We start from the raw sequence: 22,663 nt of genomic DNA, 5'->3' as shown, positions 1-22,663 counted from the left end.
TGATTAACTAAATTTTCTTTATTAAGGGTAGAATGATAATTGTGTGCAGCTTTCGTCCCTTTGGGTATAATATGCTTTATTACTGGCAAAAAAATACCGGAACTAATACGATGAATACCAAAATAAAATGGGCATCTGCAAAGAAAGGAAGGTTTTCAATGTCAGACAAGTCAATCGTAATCGATGCGATTATCAACGGTGAAAAATACAGGGCAAAAGAGCAGGATCCAAGAAAAAATCCGGTACATCCGGATGAGGTTGTCGGTTATGCGCCCCTCAACACAAAAAAGGATACGATTAAAGCGATTGATGTAGCTCATGAAGCATTTACCAGCTGGAGACAGTCATCTATTGATAACCGTGTCGAAAGAATGAAAAAAGCCATTCAAACCATTAAAGACAGGACTCCTGAGATTGCAGAGCTGCTTTCCAGAGAGCATGGAAAGCCCCTTTATGATTCAGAAGGGGAGATTGGCGTTTCCTTAGCGTGGATGGAATTTGCGTGTGATAATGTAAAAGAGGTTCTGGAAAATAATGTCGAGGAACATGATAATGGTGGAAAAACAATCATTGCCAGAGATGCTATTGGTGTGATTTCGGCCATATCACCATGGAACTATCCCATTGCGCTGTCGACGATCAAAATGGCACCTGCCTTATTAACTGGAAACACGATGGTACTCAAGCCTAGTCCTTTGGCACCATTAGCCGTCAGCAAAGTTGCCGAAATCATTGCTGATGAATTTCCGCCTGGTGTTTTGAATCTGGTGCACGGGGACGCAGATGTTGGTGTTGAGCTGACATCAAATCCGAAAGTCGCGAAAATTGCATTTACAGGTGGTACCGAAACAGCGAAAGACATCATGAAATCCGCATCGGAAGCCATCAAGCTAATGACACTGGAATTAGGCGGTAATGATGCTGCTATTGTTTTGGATGATTTTGATGTGGAAGACGAACGTGCTATGCGGCGGATGGTCATTTCAAATTTCCTAACAGCCGGACAGATTTGTATGATTGCCAAGCGGATTTACGTTGATCGCAAAATATATGATAAATTCGTGGATAAGTATATTGAAGCAGCGAACAAGTGGATTCGTGTCGGAGATCCATTTGACGATAATGTCACAATTGGATCGGTGAATAACAAAAAGCAAGTAGAGATTGTTCAAGACTTAATAGACGATTCCAAAAGTAAAGGTGCAGAAGTCATTAAACTTGGAAAAGTACTTGATCCAGATTTATATGATGAAGGGTATTTTATGCAGCCAACTGTTGTACTGGGTGCTGACTATCATGATCCAATCGTTGAGGAAGAGCAGTTCGGACCAACTGTACCTATTCTGCCCTTCGATGGTGATGAGCATGCGCTTGAATTAGCAAATGACAGCATTTACGGTTTAACAAGCTCTGTTTGGGGAAAAGAAGAGCATGCCATTAAAGTTGCCAAGCACATACAGGCTGGTACAACCATGATTAATACAGCAGCCGTTCAAGGGCTGGATGTACGCTTCCCATTTGGAGGTGTGAAACAATCAGGTGTGGGCCGGGAATATGGTAAAGAAGGATTGCTTGCTTACACAGAAACACATGTCATCAATTTACCGAACGATTTGGACTTACCGTATATACCGGAATGAAGCCGTTAAATCCATTTTAAAAGGAGAAGTTAAGGAAGAGACAGGTTACACTTCTTTAAGAGAACCAATTTACTCAGGTGAATTTATGGTTAGTCTAGAACACACAAAACAATAAAGTAAAAACCTATTAATATTGGAAGTGTTGAAACCATAATTAGAGGTGTTGTCGCTGTTTCTCCTGGAATAAATGTATAATTTTACCAAATGGACAACACCACTTTTTCATTAAGGTTTGTCTTTTTGGCAAAAAATAGAGCTAAATTAATTACTGAATATTCAATCTATATTAATGCAACGCTAGTGGACACAATTAGTATATGCAAGATATGAAGAAATTCGGTATACGTTATTAAAAATTTGGGGTTGAATTGGGGTTGAAATTCATTAGTTGGGGTTGGGACCTATCATATTTCATCTGATTAGTGTATAATAAAATACTGTGAAATCAGGGTTCATCTTAGAATGTCCATTTCTATTTTAGGAATAGCAACAGCCTTCTAAGCTGTAGGTCACAGATCTGAATCCTGTCTGGGACGTATGTCAGCCTCAGAAACCCCAAGTGTTTGAAGTGGGTTTCTTTTTTCATACATAATAAAGTCTTACTGCCCGTTACATGCGGGGCAAAAATCGTTACGGGTCAAAATTTGCAGGTTTTAAATTACTTGATCCGGGGTATGGCTATTTATTAAGGCAATTGTTACAGAAAGGTGTGAATTTATGGAAAGTAACCGGGAAAATGTCATTCTTTTCCCAAAATGGCGGACAGTCCTGGAAGAGGAAAGCCTTGTGGCGCTGAAAGAGAAAAGGTACAAAGAAGCAATGGCCAAACTTGATCAGCTGCTGGAATTCGATGTTAAGAACCATGAGATTATCATCGGGAAGCTGATGTGCCTGATGGAACTCAACCGGTATAAGGAAGCGCAGGATTTTTGTGAGGGGTTATTAATACATAAAGATGAGCATTACTATCAATACGTCCATATATACTTAACGATTTTATTCCAGACGAGTCAATATCAATTATTAATAGATCAGGTTGAGCAGGAATTGGAAAAAAGCACAGTACCGGATGACATGAAGGAACAATTCCAGCAGCTATATGATATGAGCCGAAAAATGTGGTATGACATCCGGATTGAAAAGTCCCCTGAATACATAAATGAATTATTTAATTCAGTTGAAGAGGAAAATCATGATTACCAGCTCAGACTTATTGACCAAATCCGTAAAATGGATTTGACTCCGACAAGGCAAATAAAGTCCCTTTTAACTGATGACCGGGTACATCCGGTTACGAAAACAGCCATTTTTATTTGGCTGCAGGAAAAGGGAGTTTCTGAAAAAGTTTTGATACATAAATTGGGCATTAAACATGAGACAGCACCCGAGGACATACCGGAGTTGGAGACTCATCCGACTTTAAAACAGACATTGCTGTCCATAAGTGATGAGGAACAGAAAAACCCAACCTTATACCGGTTAATGGAACAATTATTGCATCATTATTTTTATGTACGGTACCCGTTGATGCCAGCGGAAGGTGAGGCTCCCTCTATCGCAGCAGCATTAACCAAAATAGGTGAAGATTATTTGGATATACATATGAAAACAACTGAAAACGAAGATGACCGTCTAATCCAATATATGGATGAAATTAAAATGTGCGAAGCTTTATATTCCACAGTTATCGAAGCATAGTCGGCGTATCAGTTGCCGGTATTGCTTGAAAGGGCGCATAATTATGTTATAATGAGATGGTTGAAATTTTGCTCATTATCAATCGGACGTATTGTAATACACCGTCATCATTAATGGAATAATAGATTTTGGAGGGTATGTTATGTCAGCAAAATGGGAAAAACAAGAAGGAAATCAAGGGGTACTGACGTTTGAGGTAAGTGCCGATGAATTTGACAAAGCTTTGGATCAGGCTTTTAAAAAAGTTGTTAAAGATGTTCAAATCCCCGGCTTCCGTAAAGGAAAAGTACCGCGTAAAATTTTTGAAAAACGTTTTGGTGTCGAATCCTTATATCAGGACGCAGTAGATATAGTGCTGCCTGACGCTTACGTAAATGCTGTTGAAGAAACGGGAATTGAGCCGATTGAACAGCCGGATGTTGACATTGATCAAATCGAGAAAGGAAAAGGCCTTATCTTCACGGCTAACGTTAACGTTAAACCGGAAGTCACGCTCGGAGACTACAAAGGGCTTGAGGTTGAAGAACAGTCAGTTGAAGTCACAGATGAAGATGTGGAACACGAAATCGAACATCAACGTGAACATCATGCCGAATTAACTGTTAAAGAAGAGGGAAGCATTGAGGAAGGCGATACTGTCGTCATGGATTTCGAAGGTTTTATTGACGGAGAAGCATTTGAAGGTGGAAAAGGCGAAGATTTTTCGCTGGAAATCGGATCCGGTCAATTCATCCCAGGCTTTGAAGAGGAATTAATCGGCAAAGCTTCAGGCGAAGAAACTGAAATAACTGTCACATTCCCTGAGGATTATCATGCTGAACATCTGGCAGGAAAAGAAGCTGTATTTAACGTACAAATTCACGATATCAAAACAAAAGAATTGCCGGATTTAGATGATGAATTTGCAAAAGATGTTGATGAAGAAGTTGAAACGCTTGATGAACTGAAAGAGAAGAAAAAAGAAGAATTGCAAAACCAAAAAGAGCAGGATGCTGACAATCAAAAACGGGAAACTTTGATTGAAAAAGCTTCTGATAATGCAGAAGTTACCATTCCGGATGCCATGGTTGAAACAGAATTGGATCGCATGATTCAGGAATTTGAACAGCGTCTGCAAATGCAGGGCATGACATTGGACATGTACTTCCAGTTCTCAGGTCAGGACAAGGACGCACTGAAAGAACAAATGCGTGAAGATGCGGAAAAACGCGTCAAAACGAACTTAACACTTGAAGCTATTTTCAATGAAGAGAATCTTGAAGTGACTGATGACGATGTGGAAGAAGAGCTGGGCAATATGGCATCGATGTATGGCACTGAGGTCGATCAGCTTAAACAAATGCTTGGCGGAAATACTGATGCCCTAAAAGAAGATCTCAAAGCAAGAAAATCAATTGAATTTTTGGTCGAGCATAGCAAAGCCATATAATAAGTAAGCTCAACGTAATAAGCATGTTAAAGCAAGGTGTGGTCGTCACACCTTGCTTTAAACTTTCTGACCTATATCTCCGTCAATGTATCTCGATTCGTTTCATCGGTAGAAAGCCCCCTTCTTAATGAAGTTTTCTTTCGCCGTTTTTTGTTATCTATCCTGTCCATTGAACATACGATAATTTAAAGGATCAAAATACTGTACCACGGTTTTTCAGCAGCTAAGAACTGTACTACTGCATAAGTGCAACTAAGTCTTTCACCACTAAGCCTGCTGGTAAGCCAAGGTTTCTAAAAAAATCAGCTTCTTCAGAAGAGTTATTGTTTTGTTTTCACATTTTGATTTGGTATGATGACGATAAGTTAAAATGTACACAAAAATAGACAGGAAGCAGATTTAAACTTTTAGGAGTGAAAATGTAATGTTTAAATTTAACGAAGAAAAAGGACAATTAAAATGTTCGTTCTGCGGCAAGAGTCAGGATCAAGTCCGTAAATTAGTAGCTGGTCCAGGCGTTTATATATGTGATGAATGTATTGAACTATGTACCGAAATCGTGGAAGAGGAACTTGGTACTGAAGAAGCTACTGAGTTTGAAGAGCTTCCTAAGCCAAGAGAAATTAATGAAACGCTGGATGATTATGTCATTGGTCAGGAAGAGGCCAAGAAGAATTTATCCGTGGCAGTATATAACCATTATAAGCGGATAAATACAACGAAAAACAGTGCCGATGATGTTGAATTGGCTAAGAGTAATATCGCTATGCTCGGTCCGACGGGATCAGGTAAAACACTGCTTGCCCAAACGCTTGCCAGAATCCTGAATGTTCCGTTTGCAATGGCTGATGCAACATCACTGACAGAAGCAGGCTATGTCGGGGAGGACGTTGAAAACATTCTGCTAAAATTGATTCAGGCAGCCGATTATGATGTTGAAAAAGCGGAGAAAGGCATCATCTATATCGATGAAATTGACAAGGTTGCCCGCAAATCAGAAAATCCTTCCATTACCCGCGATGTATCAGGCGAAGGTGTTCAGCAGGCACTCCTGAAAATTCTGGAAGGGACAGTGGCCAGTGTACCTCCTCAGGGTGGACGTAAGCACCCGCATCAGGAGTTTATTCAGATCGATACAAGTAACGTATTGTTTATTGTCGGCGGTGCCTTTGATGGTATTGATCAAATTGTTAAACGCCGCCTGGGCAAAAAAGTTATCGGCTTCGGTTCTGATCAGGAGCAAGAGGACTTGGACCAAAGCGAATTGTTGCAGAAAGTATTACCTGAAGATCTGCTGCGCTATGGTCTGATACCGGAATTTATTGGCAGAATTCCAGTCATCGGCAGCCTGACACCGCTTGATGAGGATGCACTGGTTGAAATCTTGACAAAGCCAAAAAATGCGCTGATTAAACAATATGTTAAACTCTTCGAAATTGATGATGTTGAGCTTGAATTTGAGGAAGAAGCGCTCAGGGCAATTGCAAACAGGGCCATTGAGCGGAAAACCGGTGCACGCGGTCTGCGCTCAATTATTGAAAGCATCATGCTGGATGTTCAGTTTGAACTGCCTTCCCGTGACGATATCGAAAAATGCATCATCACAAAAGATACAGTTGAACTGGAAAATGGAAGACCAAAATTGGTGTTCCGTGACGGTACTGTAAGGGATGAGAATGAAAAACTCCCAAGAGAGAGTGCATAACCCAAATGAATGAAATTGAATAATCCGGGACTGACATTTGCGGGAACCCTCTGTTCTAATAAAATTCGAGGGCATGCAAATGTCAGTCTCTTTCTATGTTAACGGAAAAACTGAGTAATTTTTCCCTCATAGGCAATACTAATTATCAGCTGTAATTATTTACAAATAAGCAAGTTTTATATAGACTTTAACCAATAACGAAATATACATAGAGTTAAAGTTCATTCAGTGGAACGCTTTATCCCACTGAATGTTAGTTGAACCGAATCGGGCATTTATGGACAGTTGGCCGCCGTTCTCTGGCGGCTTACTGACCGTTATATGCGGGGAAAAGTAGAAACTTCATTCAGTGGAACGCTTTACCCCACTGAATGTTAGTTGAACCGAATCGGGCATTTATGGACAGTTGGCCGCCGTTCTCTGGCGGCTTACTGACCGTTATATGCGGGGAAAATTCCAGTATAGATGGAGGTATACGTAACAATGACCAAAGAACCAGTACAATTGCCTCTCCTGCCGCTGCGGGGACTGCTCGTCTTTCCATCTATGGTATTGCATCTGGATGTTGGACGAGACAAATCCGTCGCAGCTCTGGAAAAAGCAAAGATGGGGGATCAGACCGTGTTTCTGGCAGCCCAGAAACAAGTCAGTCTGGATAAACCTGAATCAAAAGATATTTATCGCGTTGGCACAGTGGCATATGTCAAGCAAATGTTGAAACTTCCCAATGGGACGATACGCGTATTAGTTGAAGGGCTTCGACGCGGGGAAATAACCCGTTTTATCGATGAAAATGAAGAATTTACGGTCGAATTCACTGAGCTGGAAGATGAACATGGTGAAGAGAATGAAGAAGAAGCACTTATGCGTTCTCTGCTCAGACAATTCGAACAATACATAAAAGTTTCGCAAAAAATTACCAAGGAAACATTGTCCACCGTTTCTGATATTGATGAACCAAGCAGGCTGGCCGATATTGTTACATCCCATCTCTCCCTGAAAATAAAAGACAAACAGGATTTATTGGAAATGGTAAATGTAAAAGAGCGTCTGCAGCATCTGATTCAACTCATTACAGATGAAAAGAAAGTTCTTGATCTGGAAAAGAAAATCGGTCAGCGTGTCAAAACATCGATGGAAAAAACACAAAAAGAATACTATTTGCGTGAACAGTTAAAGGCAATCCAGAAAGAACTGGGTGAAAAGGAAGGAACATCCGGCGAGGCCGAACAGTTGAGAGAAAAAGTTGAAGCATCCGACATGCCGGAGCGGGTTGAAGAAGTGGCGATGAAGGAGCTGGACCGGTTCGAAAAAGTCCCGCAGAGCTCTGCTGAAAGTTCGGTTATACGCAATTATATTGAATGGCTCTTGGCACTGCCATGGACTGAAAAAACCGAGGATACGATTGAAATTGATAAAGCTCAGGACATACTCGATGAAGACCATTATGGGCTTGATAAAGTAAAAGAACGGATACTGGAGTATCTGGCTGTCCAAAAATTAACGCAATCCATTAAAGGCCCGATTCTTTGCCTTGTTGGACCTCCGGGTGTTGGCAAGACATCTCTGGCTAAGTCAATTGCCCGTTCGGTCGGTCGAAATTTTGTCCGAATATCGCTTGGGGGCATCCGTGATGAGGCTGAAATTCGTGGCCACCGGCGTACATACATTGGTGCCATGCCAGGGCGAATAATTCAGGGAATGAAAAATGCCAAAACAGTCAACCCGGTGTTTTTGCTTGATGAAGTTGATAAAATGGCCAGTGACTTCCGCGGGGATCCGTCTTCAGCAATGCTTGAGGTGCTCGATCCCGAGCAGAACAGCAACTTTAGTGATCACTACATCGAAGAAACATACGACTTATCGAATGTACTGTTTATAGCCACGGCCAATTTTGTCAATAACATACCGGGACCGCTATTGGATCGCATGGAGCTTATATCGATTGCAGGCTATACGGAAGTGGAAAAACTGCATATTGCCAAAGAACATCTGTTTCCAAAACAGCTGAAAGAAAACGGGCTGAAAAAAGGGAATCTGCAGATTCGTGATGATGCTTTGCTGAAATTGGTCAGAACCTATACACGCGAAGCCGGCGTCCGGAATCTTGAGCGGCAACTGGCCACACTTTGCCGTAAAGCAGCGAAAAAAATAATTTCAGGCGAAAAGAAACGTGTTGTTGTGACTGAAAATAATATGGAAGAGCTTCTGGGCAAATCGCTTTTCCGGTATGGTTTGAGAGAACAGGAAAATCAGGTGGGTGCAGCCACAGGTCTTGCATACACAACGGTCGGTGGTGATATCCTGTCAATTGAAGTATCACATTATCCTGGGAAAGGCAAATTGACGCTCACCGGAAAGCTTGGCGATGTAATGCAGGAGTCAGCTCAGGCAGCTTTCAGCTATATTCGCTCTCGTGCTGATGAACTGAATATTGACCCTGATTTTCATGAAAAAAATGATATTCATATTCATGTTCCTGAAGGTGCCACGCCAAAGGACGGGCCATCAGCCGGTATTACCATGGCGACTGCACTCGTCTCGGCACTATCAGGCAGAGCAGTAAAAAAGGAAGTCGGCATGACAGGTGAAATTACACTAAGGGGCCGGGTGCTTCCTATTGGCGGTTTGAAGGAAAAATCGCTAAGTGCACACCGGGCAGGTCTGACAACAATTATTATACCGGAAGAAAATGAAAAGGATATTGAGGATATACCAGAAAGTGTGCGGGATGATTTAACCTTCATTAAGGTTAATCATTTGGATCAAGTGCTTGAACATGCATTGGAGGAGAAACATGAAAGTAACTGATGCTGAAATTGTAATAAGTGCGGTCAGCAAAAAGCAGTATCCGAATGACCGGCTTCCGGAAATAGCCTTGGCCGGTCGTTCGAATGTCGGCAAATCGTCGTTCATCAATAGGCTTATCCAGCGCAAAAATTTAGCCCGTACATCATCCAAGCCGGGCAAGACACAAACCATTAACTTTTATAAAATAAACAATAAGTTTTATTTTACGGATGTACCCGGCTATGGTTATGCAAAAGTCTCTAAAAAGGAACGGGAAAAATGGGGTGCCATGATGGAGGAGTACTTTGCAATGCGCGATACATTGAAAGCCTGTGTCATGATTACCGATGTACGGCATGAACCAACCGAAGATGATGTATTAATGTACGATTTTCTGAAATATTATGAACTGCCGGTAATCGTGATAGCAACAAAACTTGATAAAATCGCTAAAGGAAAACGTGCTAGTCATTTAAAACGGACACACGAAACACTGGAAATTGAACCTGAGGATATCGTGATTCCCTTCTCTGCAGAAACCGGGGAAGGCAAAGATGATGCCTGGCGTGCAATCAGACAATTTATATGATTACCGGATAAGTCTAACACCGCTTCGGAATAAATAGTTCGCTGGTTCAGATAATAACGCATGATATTATAAAAATCCGAACTGATTCTTAAACGAGGTGAAAGGTTTGAATCATTGTTCGGATTTTTTCGTGAAAATTCTTTGTACCGGTCTCTATTTACTTTTCTTTTTGAGCCAATAAATGCCAATGCCAATCAAAATCAGCGGCCAAAATTGCTCAAGCAATGATGTGAGGTCATAAATCCAGTCTAGCGGTGCCGGCAGCTGCACCGAAAACATTAAAAGGATGGAAATAGCTGTCATAATGATTCCAGTAAAGACACCGCTTTTGGTTCTTAGTCCGCGTACAATAAATGCAATCCCTGCGATGAGCGGGTATACTGCCCAATGATCAATCCAGAACGTATAATGATTAAGTCCGTGGAAATGGATGCCCAGCCCCAGCACAATCGTTCCGCTCAATAAATGCTGATAATCTCTGGATGTATAACTATGTATAAGCAAGGCAATTCCAATAATAATAAGCAATGTTGTCCATGAATAAAAATCGGTAACAATGGGAACCTTAAGCTCTCGTAATAAAAAGTAAACACCAATACCGATCAGCAAGTATGCAGCAAAAGAATGTTGCCGTTTCAAGATGTTCACCAGCTTTCATTTTAATGTCAGGCTTCGTCGGATAAGTCACACCACTGACACAGCCCGGCAGATTCCTTGCGTCTTCTACATGCGTATGATAAAGTACAAACGGATTATCATACAAATAAAATACGTATGAACGATTATTTTTGTTTCAAAATCTGTTCACATTCTAAAATAATTTACATGTATTGTCCATGTTATAATAAAAGCTAATGTTGTTTAATGTTTTGGGGGTAGTTATAGTGCACTTACTTAAAGTTGGTTTCAATTACAAATCAGCCCCGCTGGAAATCAGGGAACGGTTTATGATTTCCGAGGATCGCGTTGCTGAGGCAATGGTACATTTGAAGCAGCAGAAAAGCATTCTGGAAAATGTCATTGTTTCCACTTGCAACCGCACAGAAGTTTATGCAGTTACCGACCAGGTTCACACTGGCCGTTACTATATCAAACAATTTCTTGCTGACTGGCTTGACGTTGATAAAGAAGATCTTTCGCCATACCTGCGCATTACCGAAAGTGATGCAACCGTTGAACATTTATTCCGGGTGGCATCCGGTCTTGATTCAATGGTTTTGGGCGAAACCCAGATTTTGGGCCAGGTTAAAGATGCCTTTCTGACTGCACAAGAAAATCAGGCGACCGGAACGATTTTTAATGAGTTGTTCAAGCAGGCCATCACATTTGCCAAAAAAGCTCATAAAGATACAGCTATTGGTGAACATGCCGTCTCAGTAAGCTACGCGGCAGTGGAACTGGCAAAGAAAATTTTTGGTGATTTGCAGCAAAAACATGTCGTCATACTTGGTGCTGGCAAAATGGGCGAATTAGCAGCCAAAAATATTCATGGCTCCGGAGCATCAAATATCACGGTTGTCAACCGCACGCTTGAAAAAGCCCATCAGCTGGCAGAAACATTCAAGGCTCAAGCCGGTTCTGTTGATGAATTGCACGAACTGTTGCATGACGCAGATATTCTGATCAGCTCTACAGGAGCGGACTTTGTTATGTTATCCAAGGAGTCGGTTGAGGCCATCCAGAAAAACCGCAAAGGCAAACCGCTGTTTCTCGTGGATATTGCGGTACCCAGAGATTTAGATCCGGCCATTGGCGAATTGGACAATGTCTTTCTGTACGATATCGACGATCTCCAAAATATCGTTGATGAAAATTTGACAGCGCGAAAAGCTGCAGCTGAAAAAATTGAAATCACCCTTGAAGGCGAGATCGTCGCGTTTAATGAGTGGATTCAAACGCTTGGTGTTGTTCCGGTCATATCGGCACTTCGCAAAAAAGCGTTATCCATACAGTCGGAAACCATGAAAAGCATCGAACGGAAAATGCCTGATTTGACAGCCCGTGAGAAGAAAGTACTGAACAAACATACGAAAAGTATCGTGAATCAGCTGTTAAAAGAGCCAGTGACCCAGGCTAAGGAATTAGCAGCAAATGATAATAAAGATGAAGCACTTCAACAGTTTATTGATATCTTTGGAATTGAGCAGGATGTTCAGGACGAATTGCAAAGACAGGCTGAAAAAAATAACCCAACACTTAAAGACAAAGACGAAAAAGTATCCTTTCCTCTTTCAAAAAACTTATCTTTACGTTAAAACGAAAGGATTCCTGTTATGGAAGAATCAAAATGGCTTTATGAAATCATACTGATCATTTATGGCTTAAGTCTGGTAGGGTACTTCATTGAGTTTATACAGAATAACCGGAAGGCTAGTAGGATCGCCTTCTGGTTGCTTAGTATGGTTTGGCTTCTGCAAACCGTTTTTTTATTGCGGCAAATATTTATCGAGAGAAGCTTCCCGGTACTGACGTTATATGATGGTTTATCATTTTATGCCTGGGTGCTGATTTCTTTGTCACTAATTCTCAGCAAGTTTTACCGGGTCCAGTTCATGCTGTTTTTCATTAACTTGCTCGGTTTTTTTATCCTTTTATTATCCATTTCGAACAGAGCAACAGAATACATGCAGGCCCAGGGCATTGAACTGGTTCATGAAATGCTAATCACCCATATAACACTGGCATTCATATCATATGGTTTTTTTACTATTTCATTTATTTTTTCGCTAATGTATCTGGTTCAATACCGGTTTTTAAAACGTAAAAAGGGGTTTCGCTGGGTCTGGCGAATCGGTGATCTGAGTCAGCTTGATCAGCTGTCGTTTAAAGCGGTGACAGTAGGTGTGCCGCTTCTGACGATTGCTATCATTCTAGGTGTAGCTTGGGCCTATGCGGCAAATGCTGAATTTTATTGGTTTGATCTGAAAACAATTGGATCGATACTTGTGCTTATTGTATATACCTTGTACCTGCTACTGAGGTTGGGGAAGGGGTACCAGGGAAGAGCAATCTCCGTTTACAATTCAGCGGCATTTCTTGTGTTATTGATTAACTTTTTTCTGTTCAGTAATTTATCCAATTTTCATTTACAATAGATCACGTTAGGAGGAATACAGATGCGTCATATTGTGGTCGGATCTCGAAAAAGCAACTTGGCACTAACCCAGACAGATTGGGTGGTTGACCGGCTGAAACAAGCCGGCCTGACAAATTCGTTCGAAGTGAAAAAAATTGTCACACGCGGTGATCAGATTCTGAATGTGACATTATCAAAAGTCGGGGGTAAAGCTCTGTTCGTAAAAGAGATTGAAAGAGCGTTGTATGAAAAGGAAATTGATCTTGCCGTTCACAGCATGAAGGATATGCCCTCTGTTATGCCTGAAGGTCTAGTCATCACAACAATACCAGTCAGAGAAGACCACCGCGATGCATACATTGCCAAAAACAATGTTGCTTTAAAAGATCTTCCGGAGGGTGCGATTGTTGGTACGAGCAGCTTAAGACGTAAGGCACAGATACTGGCAGAACGGCCTGACCTTGAAATTAAATGGATCCGGGGCAATATTGAATCCCGTATCCGTAAATTGAATGAAGAAGATTATGATGCTATTATTTTGGCGGTCTCCGGTTTAAAACGTGTCGGCTTGAGCGAAGACCTTATTACGGAGTATCTCGAGCCTGATGTCTGTGTGCCTGCAGTTGGACAGGGGGCATTGGCGATCGAATGCCGGGAAGATGATCACGAATTACGTAAATTGCTGGCTGGTATAAGTGATGCTGAGACAACTAAAACAGTCACTGCCGAACGAACCTTTCTGAAATTACTGGAAGGCAGCTGCTCTGTACCAATCGGCGGCTATGCTTCACTAAACGGTAATGAAATATTCCTGACCGCATTTGTTGGGACAACGGATGGGACAACGTTATTAAAGGAAGTAGTACGCGGCACAGACCCTGAAAATGTCGGAACAGAGGCAGCACAAAAGCTGATAGCCCGTGGCGCCAGAGACATTATTGAGCAAGTGAAAGAGGAGCTTGACAGTTAATGGCTCTTCCTTTGAAGAATAAACGAATTTTAATCACCCGGGAAGAAAAGCAGGCAAAAGATTTCGCACGTAAGATTCTGCAATTTGGCGGCATTCCAGTGGAAGTGCCGTTATTAAAGATTTCCTGTAAACGTGATGAAGGAATTAAGGAGCTGAGTCAAAGCCCAGAGTTGTTCAGGTGGCTGTTTTTTACGAGTGCCAATGGCGTGCATTGTTTTTTTCAGCTGTTAAAAGAAGAAGGTATTAACTATAATTTTTTGACTGGAAGCAAATTTGCCGCTGTCGGGTGTAAAACTGCTCATGCACTGGAAAACTATGGTTTCCAGGCAGACTTTATTCCGAGCACATATAGTGCCGAAGCAATGACACATGAATTTTTCGTCGCGTACTCACGCATTGAAGAACCGGTTCTGGTTATTAGGGGGAACAAGTCGCGGGATATTCTTCCATGTTGGCTGAAAGAGAAAGGCACTCGTTTTGAAACGGTGGAAGTATACGAGACCGGCGCTCGTTTCTCAAAGAAAGATGAATTAAATGCGATATTGGAGCAGGATAATCTTGATGTGTTAACATTTACAAGCCCGTCTTCGATCGATGCATTTATGGAAATGAAAGAAGAGCAGATCAGGTACCTTCCACCAATTGTTTGTATTGGAACAACTACCAAGGACCGTGCTTCTGAATGGGGGTTAACTCACCTTCTAGTACCGGAGGAATTCACAATCGATGGTATGATGACTATTATGGAAGAATATTTCGAACAGAAAGGATAGATTGATATGGCGAACGAATGGGAATTCAGGCGGCATCGTCGCTTGCGCTCTTCACCTGCAATGCGTTCACTGGTACGTGAGAATCATCTAAAAATGGATGATTTTATTTATCCGCTTTTCATCATTGAAGGTGAAAACATAAAAAATGAAGTACCATCCATGCCGGGGGTTTTTCAAATCTCGCTTGACCATGTAAAAGCGGAGATGGAGGAATTACAGTCGCTTGGCATTAAAGCTGTCATGCTGTTTGGCGTTCCGAATGAGAAAGATGAACAGGGGTCTGGTGCATTTGTCGATAATGGCATTGTCCAGCAAGCAACACGTCTGATCAAAAATGAAGCTCCAGAAATGCTTGTTGTTGCGGATACGTGCCTATGTGAATATACATCACATGGCCATTGCGGCGTGATTCATAATCATGATGTCGATAATGATGAATCCTTGAAACTATTGGCTCAAACCGCCGTATCACAGGCAGAGGCTGGTGCCGATATCATTGCCCCTTCCAACATGATGGACGGCTTTGTTACCGTTATCCGCCAAGCACTGGATGAGGCTGGGCACCAAAATATTCCAATTATGTCATATGCTGTAAAATATGCGTCGGCATTTTTCGGTCCATTCCGTGAAGCGGCGGACAGTGCACCACAGTTTGGCGATCGTAAGACATATCAGATGGATCCATCAAACCGCCGGGAAGCATTACGTGAAACGGAAACCGATATCGAAGAGGGTGCAGACTTTCTGATTGTGAAACCCGCCATGTCATTTTTGGATATTGTCCGTGATGTACGCAATAACTTTAATGCGCCGGTTGTTGCCTATAATGTAAGCGGCGAATATTCCATGGTGAAAGCAGCTGCACAGAACGGCTGGGTTGACGAACGGGAGCTTGTACTCGAAAAACTGACCGCCATGAAACGGGCAGGCGCTGACCTGATTATTTCCTATTTTGCAAAAGACGTGGCAAAATGGCTTTAGGGTTAAAGTGAAATCCTGGGGAGAAAATATTTAAGTAGGGGTGAAGTATGATGCGAAATTTCGATAGGTCACAAAATGCGTATAAGACAGCGGTAGATTTAATGCCGGGGGGCGTGAATTCACCTGTACGTGCCTTTAAGTCTGTCGGTATGTCACCGATTTTTATGGATCAGGGAAAAGGTTCTAAAATAACAGATATTGATGGCAATGAATATATCGATTATGTCCTGAGCTGGGGACCGCTCATTTTAGGGCATGCGGATGATCGGGTCGTATCCGGGTTGAATGATGCTGTCGCAAAAGGGACTAGCTTTGGAACGCCGACCATTCAGGAAAACAAGCTTGCCGAACTTGTTATCGACCGTGTTCCTTCGATCGAAATGCTGCGAATGGTGAACTCGGGAACGGAAGCGACGATGAGTGCCTTACGGATCGCCCGCGGCTATACCGGCCGGAGCAAAATCCTGAAATTCGAGGGCAACTATCACGGCCACAGTGATTCCTTACTTATAAAAGCAGGTTCCGGTGTTGCAACTTTAGGATTGCCGGATAGTCCAGGCGTCCCTGAATCAATTGTCAAAAATACGATAACCGTCCCATATAACGATGTTGAAAGTGTGCGCTATGCATTTTCTGAATATGGTGATGATATTGCCGCGGTCATTGCAGAACCAGTTTCCGGCAATATGGGCGTTGTACCGCCTCAGGAAAACTTTCTGCAGGAATTAAGAAAAATAACTGAAGATAATGGATCCCTCCTAATTTTTGATGAGGTTATGACTGGGTTCCGTGTGGGTTATAATTGTGCTCAGGGCTATTTTGGTGTAACACCTGATATGACTTGTTTAGGAAAAGTAATCGGCGGTGGTCTGCCTGTTGGTGCTTACGGAGGCAAGCGTGAGATTATTGAAAGCGTAGCGCCGACCGGATCAATCTATCAGGCCGGTACGTTATCCGGCAATCCGCTTGCCATGACAGCCGGATTTGAAACGCTTAATGCTCTGGATGAATCATCATACGACGAAATCAATCGAAAAGTTGATAAATTGGTGGAAGGGTACAAACAGGCTTCCATTGACTATGGTATTCCGCTTCATATAAACCGTGCCGGATCGATGGTCGGTTTTTTCTTTACGAATGAACCTGTCATAAACTATGAAACAGCTCAGAATGCCAATGTTGATTATTTCGCCCAATACTATCGGGCGATGATAGAGCAAGGAATCTTCCTGCCGCCATCACAATTTGAAGGTGTATTTTTATCAACCGCCCACACCGATGAAGATATCGACAAAACAATCCAGGCGGTACGCACAGCGTTCTCAAAAATTGAGAAATAATGAAAAAAAGCTATTCCGAACAATTAATCGGAATAGCTTTTTATGTTGCCTGTTCTTATAATGTGTTGCTTTTTTGAAGTCTCATATATTTTTAATTCTGCATGAAAACCGAGAACGTTTTGCATATCCTCCCATGTTGAGTCATATAGTTGAACTGAGACATATAAGTACATGGAATATATGTTGAAGGGAGGAAGTCGTTTGGGAAATGAACAAGAAGTTTTTCGCTTTGATTTGAATGAATCGCTTTATTTTGAAAAAGGACAGGAAGTTGGCGAAATGACGGGAATTTCACTGGACCCGGACATTTCCATCCAGCCATTTAATGACTATGTTTCAATCAGGGGTGTCATCGAGCTCAACGGCTCTTATCAAAAAGAAGATGCATCCCAGGAAGAAGATGAGAGCGCGTTGGATTTTGACGATGATTATCAATCGAAACGATATGTTGAGAGGGTCGTTGGCCTGGAAGATAATCAGGCAGAATTTACACACCGTTTTCCGGTTGAAATCTCCGTGCCGGCTTATCGTGTATCTGACTTGGATGATGTGACAGTCGGTATTGAATCATTTGACTATGAAATACCGAATCAAAACCAACTTAATCTGAGTTCCACAATTGAAATCCATGGTATTAATGATGACACGGAAAATACATCTGAAAGCGAACAGGAAAACGAGCCAGCTTTACCGTTTCGCAATGACGAGACATTTGAATTTGATATAAAGATGGAAAAAGAAGATGAGACGGAAGCAGACGATACTTTTTATCAGGACCCCCCTCCTGCATTGCCGCAAGAAACAGAACAACATGAAGCAGATCAGGTAGATGAGGGTGCTGAAGAAGATCCATCTTATGCCAAGGTCCGGTGGAAAAGTAAAAAATCGCAGACACTCGCTGAATTCTTTGGCAATGATGATCATGAATCGTCACAGCATGATTTGTCCATGGATGAAGAGGAATATGCTGAAAACCCGGTTGATTCCCCTGAATATACTGTGTATCAGGATGAAGGCACGGCCGAGTCAACGGAATCACCGGAAGATGTGCGTTATTTGGCTGATATGTTCAGACACGATGAGGAAGAACAATATACTAAAATGAGGTTATGCATTGTGCAGGACAATGATACAGTAGAAACGATTGCGGAACGGTATGAAATATCCGCTCTCCAGTTGCTGAAACAAAACAGGCTGACGGAAGAAGGACTGGAAGAAGGTCAATTGCTGTATATTCCATATAAGAAAAAATCATAGGAAACGCACACCCCCTTGCTTGTTTGCGGTAAGGGGTAGCTGTGCTTCCCCTTAGGAGGTGATCGGTACGTGTGGCAGTGATTGAGGAGATAGTCAGCGCATATGGGGTATCGCCATATCATATAAAACAGGTATCAGACCGACTGTACAAAGTGAGTGACGGGCAGAACATGTATGCCCTGAAAGAAAGCAAATTGACGGATCGGACGATTCATGTCTGGGAGCAGGTTTATCATCAGGCATATGCTTATAATCTATCAGCCATACTGCCGGTTTATCTGACAGAGCGGTCTGATTTATACGTGAAAATGGGGGATTTATATTATTATTTAACACCATGGATAATTGACAAGAATCCCGGCCAGGAACGGGCTGTCACAAATATATATGAAGTGCTTGGAAACGTCCACGCAAAAACGAAACAATCGGTATCGATTGATACTGAACCAATCATTCAACAATTCACACGGTTTCAGAAGTACTGTGCGAAATGCCAGAATGAATTGCTGACTTATGTTGAGTTATTTGAACAGAACAGGTTTATGTCGCCATTCGAGCTGCAGGTTTGTACACACTATCATGTCCTGGTGAAAGTTTTAGTTGAATTGAATCAACTTACTGAACGGCTGAAAGATGAACTGGCACAGGAGCAAAAATGGAACTACAGTCTTTTACACGGTAATCCGGATCTGTCCCACTCTATTCATGACCACAATGCTTACCTTATTAATTGGGAGGAAGCAGCATATGATAATGCTGTCCTGGATCTGTCGTTACTGCTGAAAAGACAAGCACAATTCCATAACCGCCAGAATGATCACTGGGCAGAAATGTTTACAGTTTATAAGGATGAGAATCCACTGACTGTCAGTGAACAATACTTGCTCTCGATCTACTTAATGGATCCGTCTGATTACATAGCATTAGTCAATCAGTATATGACAAACGCTGGACAGCACACAATGGTTAAACATGTTCAGCTGTTGCAGCGCGCTTTTCGGCGGCTGGAATTCGGGTTTCACTGGACAGAACAGATTGAAAATGACGCCAGTGAAATAGAATCTGAAACTTAAATCCATTCCAGATAGAACGCAATAAATAATCCTGTGAAAGCTCCAAGCAAAAAGACGTCCAGAGAAGTTGGGAAAAGAAGTGTGCGAATCAATTGAAAAAGCAGTATTGGTAGTGTCACTTTTTCGATAACAATAATGCAGTTTCGTGCCCAGGGCGGCAGCCGATATCGATAATAACGCGCCATTTTGGGTTCACCTCTTTCTTATTTTACTGTATTATAGTATGTATACAGTAGGCTGTTTTGTGCCATTCTTATTGTAAAAGTTGATTTTATTATTTAAAAACGGTAAAATAACAACAATAATTAATTGCGATGATTGGGAAGAGTACAGGTTCGTTACCCCAAAGAGAGGGAATGTCGGTGGGAATTTCCCGGTAATAATGATTCTGGAAGGTCGCCCATGAAGCTGCTTCTTTGAATTCAGTAGAAGAAGCCGGTTTATGACCGTTACCATTGCGATGAGTGCATAGGTGTATTCCGCCTATGAACAAAGGTGGTACCACGGAAGCCAGTCCTTTTCGTCCTTTTTGGATGGAAAGGATTTTTGTTGTTTAAGGCTTTTTTGCACAGGTTGTTGTTATCCGATCCGCAGCCTGCTCAAAAAGTTGCTTATTCGCTTATAAACAGCAATCTTCAGGAAACGGCCATGCTTATAACTAAGATTGAAGGAGGAACCCCCTGGTGAGTGAAGAGAATAAATCAATGATGTCATCAAAGTATAATCCGAATGAAATTGAAAAAGACAGATATCGATTTTGGGTGGAAGGCAAATTTTTTGAAGCAACAGGTGATGAGAAAAAAGAACCGTTTACCATTGTTATTCCGCCGCCAAACGTAACAGGAAGGCTGCATTTGGGTCATGCATGGGACACAACGATGCAGGATACCATTTCACGCATGAAGCGGATGCAGGGCTATGATGTGCTGTGGCTGCCTGGCATGGACCATGCGGGAATTGCCACACAGGCAAAAGTCGAAGCAAAACTGAAGGAACAAGGTGAGAACCGGCACAATCTGGGACGGGAAAAGTTTTTGGATGTTTCTTGGGACTGGAAGGAGGAATATGCCGATTTTATCCGGTCCCAATGGGAGAAACTAGGTCTCGGACTGGATTATTCCCGCGAACGGTTTACCCTTGATGAAGGATTGTCTGAAGCTGTCCGGGAAGTATTCGTCACCTTGTATGAAAAAGGGCTGATATACCGCGGCGAATACATCATTAATTGGGATCCGGATACGAAAACAGCCCTTTCCGATATCGAAGTTGAATATGCGGAAGTGCAGGGTAAATTTTATCATATGCGCTACCCGATTAAAGACAGTGATGAAACGATTGAAATCGCAACAACCCGGCCGGAAACGATGCTTGGGGATACAGCGGTTGCGGTACATCCCGATGATGAACGTTACCAGCATCTGATTGGAAAAACGGTAGTTCTGCCCATTGTCGGACGAGAGATGGAAATTGTGGCTGATTCATATGTCGATATGGAATTGGGCTCCGGGGCGGTCAAGATAACGCCTGCCCATGATCCGAATGACTTTCAAATCGGCAACCGCCATGATCTTGAACGCATTCTCGTCATGAACGAAGATGGTTCAATGAACGCAAATTCAGGGCGCTATCAGGGTATGGACCGTTTCGAGTGCCGGAAACAAATCGTGAAAGATCTGCAGGAGCAGGATGTATTGTTTGATATTGAAGACCATGTTCATCAGGTCGGCCACTCAGAGCGAAGCGGTGCCGTTGTGGAACCATATTTGTCGACCCAGTGGTTTGTCAATATGCAGCCCCTGGCAGACGCAGCAATTGAATTGCAGGATGGCGACGGTAAAGTCAATTTCGTTCCGGATCGGTTTGAGCGGACATATTTGCATTGGATGGAGAATATCCGCGACTGGTGTATATCAAGACAGCTTTGGTGGGGGCACCGCATCCCGGCCTGGTACCATAATGAGACAGGTGAATTATATGTCGGCAAAAAAGCACCGGCCGATATTGAAAACTGGGAACAGGATGGGGATGTACTTGATACATGGTTCTCATCTGCATTATGGCCATTTTCAACAATGGGCTGGCCTGATGAAGGATCTGAAGACTTCAAGCGTTATTTCCCAACAGACGTGCTTGTGACCGGCTATGATATCATATTTTTCTGGGTAGCCCGGATGATTTTTCAATCAAAACAATTTACAGGAAAACGACCGTTTAAAGATGTCCTGATCCATGGTTTGATCCGCGATGCGGAAGGTCAGAAAATGAGCAAGTCACTTGGCAATGGCGTAGACCCGATGGATGTAATAGACAAATATGGCGCTGATTCATTAAGATACTTCCTTTTGACCGGTTCGACACCCGGCCAGGATTTGCGCTTCCATTGGGAGAAAGTTGAGGCGACGTGGAATTTTGCCAATAAAGTGTGGAATGCTTCCCGATTTTCTCTGATTAATATGGAAAACATCACTTATGAAGATATTGATTTAAACAGGGAAAAATCACTTGCGGATAAATGGATCTTGACACGGTTAAATGAAACCATTGAACACGTTACGAAAAATACGAACAAATATGAATTTGGTGAAGCAGGCCGCCACCTGTACAATTTTATTTGGGATGAACTGTGTGACTGGTATATTGAAATGGCAAAACTGCCGCTCTATGGTGATGACGACGAACAGAAATTAACGACACGGTCAGTTCTTGCTCATGTCCTTGATCAGACAATGCGGATGCTGCATCCTTACATGCCGTTCATTACGGAGGAAATTTGGCAGCAGCTGCCGCATCAGGGTGAATCCATCACAGTCTCCAAGTGGCCGGAAGCAAAACCGGAGTTCCACGATGAGGCAGCGTCAACCGAAATGAAACGACTGGTCTCCATCATCAAATCGGTCAGAAATATTCGGGCAGAAGTGGACACACCACTGTCTAAGCAAGTTAAACTATTTATTAAAACGGAAAATGAAGACATTGCATCAGAGATTGAAAACAACCGTCATTATCTGGAGCGTTTCTGCAATTCAAGCGAATTAATTATCGCAACGAACGTGGAAGCACCGGAAAAAGCTGTGTCAGCGGTTGTGACCGGAGCGGAATTATTCCTGCCGCTTGAAGGGCTGATTGATTTCGATAAAGAAATCGAACGCCTGGAGAAAGAATTGACGAAGTGGACAAACGAAGTGGAACGCGTCCAGAAAAAATTGGCGAATCAAGGTTTTGTCAATAAAGCACCAGAGCATGTTGTTGATGAAGAAAGACAGAAAGAGAAAGATTATCTTGAGAAGCAGGCCAAAGTAAAAGCACGACTTGAAGAGTTAAAGTCATAATCAGGAAAGCGGA

At 42.4% G+C, this 22,663-nt stretch carries 17 protein-coding genes and 1 other annotated feature; of the genes, 15 read left to right on the top strand and 2 right to left on the bottom strand.

Annotation, left to right across the window (positions count from 1 at the left end; genetic code table 11):
• The first annotated feature begins 158 nt into the window (after positions 1-158).
• The 6 genes from ON01_RS11260 to yihA all read left to right on the top strand — a co-directional run bounded on the left by ON01_RS11260 (position 159) and on the right by yihA (position 9,851).
• The gene (locus ON01_RS11260) at positions 159-1,640 is read left to right on the top strand and encodes an aldehyde dehydrogenase family protein (protein ID WP_010531149.1); all 1,482 of its coding nucleotides are present in this window, start codon (positions 159-161) and stop codon (positions 1,638-1,640) included.
• A 717-nt stretch (positions 1,641-2,357) separates the two neighbouring features.
• Positions 2,358-3,338, top strand: a complete 981-nt coding sequence (locus ON01_RS11255; protein ID WP_010531148.1) for a tetratricopeptide repeat protein — start codon at positions 2,358-2,360, stop codon at positions 3,336-3,338.
• 142 nt (positions 3,339-3,480) lie between these two features.
• Positions 3,481-4,767 carry a trigger factor gene (gene tig / locus ON01_RS11250; protein ID WP_010531147.1) on the top strand — a complete coding sequence of 429 codons (1,287 nt, stop codon included), beginning with the start codon at positions 3,481-3,483 and terminating at the stop codon, positions 4,765-4,767.
• Positions 4,768-5,191: 424 nt separating this feature from the next.
• Positions 5,192-6,472, top strand: coding sequence for an ATP-dependent protease ATP-binding subunit ClpX (gene clpX, locus ON01_RS11245; protein ID WP_010531146.1), 1,281 nt, complete (start codon positions 5,192-5,194; stop codon positions 6,470-6,472).
• 483 nt (positions 6,473-6,955) lie between these two features.
• Entirely contained in the window at positions 6,956-9,283 is a 2,328-nt protein-coding gene (gene lon, locus ON01_RS11240; protein ID WP_010531145.1) for an endopeptidase La, read from the top strand.
• A complete protein-coding gene (yihA, locus tag ON01_RS11235; protein ID WP_010531144.1) occupies positions 9,270-9,851 on the top strand; it encodes a ribosome biogenesis GTP-binding protein YihA/YsxC in 582 nt (193 codons plus the stop codon). Before lon ends, yihA begins: the two co-directional genes overlap by 14 nt.
• Before the next feature lie 153 nt (positions 9,852-10,004).
• Here yihA and ON01_RS11230 read toward each other — a convergent pair whose 3' ends face one another.
• Positions 10,005-10,499, bottom strand: coding sequence for a LiaI-LiaF-like domain-containing protein (locus ON01_RS11230; RefSeq protein ID WP_342632880.1), 495 nt, complete (start codon positions 10,497-10,499; stop codon positions 10,005-10,007).
• Positions 10,500-10,735: 236 nt separating this feature from the next.
• On the opposite strand from ON01_RS11230, the gene hemA reads away from it, so the two are divergent.
• The 8 genes from hemA to ON01_RS11190 all read left to right on the top strand — a co-directional run bounded on the left by hemA (position 10,736) and on the right by ON01_RS11190 (position 19,321).
• A complete protein-coding gene (gene hemA / locus ON01_RS11225) occupies positions 10,736-12,106 on the top strand; it encodes a glutamyl-tRNA reductase (protein WP_010531142.1) in 1,371 nt (456 codons plus the stop codon).
• Positions 12,107-12,124: 18 nt separating this feature from the next.
• Entirely contained in the window at positions 12,125-12,946 is an 822-nt protein-coding gene (locus tag ON01_RS11220; RefSeq protein ID WP_010531141.1) for a cytochrome C assembly family protein, read from the top strand.
• A gap of 21 nt (positions 12,947-12,967) precedes the next feature.
• Entirely contained in the window at positions 12,968-13,897 is a 930-nt protein-coding gene (gene hemC / locus ON01_RS11215) for a hydroxymethylbilane synthase (RefSeq protein WP_010531140.1), read from the top strand.
• Entirely contained in the window at positions 13,897-14,670 is a 774-nt protein-coding gene (locus ON01_RS11210; protein WP_010531139.1) for a uroporphyrinogen-III synthase, read from the top strand. Before hemC ends, ON01_RS11210 begins: the two co-directional genes overlap by 1 nt.
• Positions 14,671-14,676: 6 nt before the next feature.
• A complete protein-coding gene (gene hemB / locus ON01_RS11205) occupies positions 14,677-15,651 on the top strand; it encodes a porphobilinogen synthase (protein WP_029329099.1) in 975 nt (324 codons plus the stop codon).
• Between the two features lie 50 nt (positions 15,652-15,701).
• A complete protein-coding gene (gene hemL, locus ON01_RS11200) occupies positions 15,702-16,991 on the top strand; it encodes a glutamate-1-semialdehyde 2,1-aminomutase (RefSeq protein ID WP_010531137.1) in 1,290 nt (429 codons plus the stop codon).
• A gap of 201 nt (positions 16,992-17,192) precedes the next feature.
• On the top strand, positions 17,193-18,248 hold the full coding sequence (spoVID, locus tag ON01_RS11195) for a stage VI sporulation protein D (RefSeq protein ID WP_010531136.1): 1,056 nt from the start codon (positions 17,193-17,195) through the stop codon (positions 18,246-18,248).
• A 71-nt stretch (positions 18,249-18,319) separates the two neighbouring features.
• Positions 18,320-19,321 carry a protein kinase family protein gene (locus ON01_RS11190; protein ID WP_010531135.1) on the top strand — a complete coding sequence of 334 codons (1,002 nt, stop codon included), beginning with the start codon at positions 18,320-18,322 and terminating at the stop codon, positions 19,319-19,321.
• Here the strand turns inward: ON01_RS11190 and ON01_RS11185 are convergent.
• Positions 19,318-19,506 (bottom strand): hypothetical protein, encoded by a 189-nt coding sequence (locus tag ON01_RS11185; RefSeq protein ID WP_010531134.1) that lies wholly within the window; start codon positions 19,504-19,506, stop codon positions 19,318-19,320. The genes ON01_RS11190 and ON01_RS11185 overlap by 4 nt on opposite strands.
• Positions 19,507-19,626: 120 nt before the next feature.
• Positions 19,627-19,852 (top strand) — a binding site (T-box leader).
• Between the two features lie 173 nt (positions 19,853-20,025).
• Here ON01_RS11185 and ON01_RS11180 point away from each other — a divergent pair.
• Positions 20,026-22,650, top strand: coding sequence for a valine--tRNA ligase (locus ON01_RS11180; RefSeq protein WP_138919778.1), 2,625 nt, complete (start codon positions 20,026-20,028; stop codon positions 22,648-22,650).
• The last annotated feature ends 13 nt before the right edge of the window (positions 22,651-22,663 follow it).

Origin of the sequence: Lentibacillus jeotgali, assembly GCF_000224785.1 — a bacterium.
Classification (GTDB): Bacteria; Bacillota; Bacilli; order Bacillales; family Amphibacillaceae; genus Lentibacillus; species Lentibacillus jeotgali.
The sequence above is the reverse complement of the archived record's forward strand: the minus strand, read 5'-3'. Positions and strand labels throughout refer to the sequence as shown.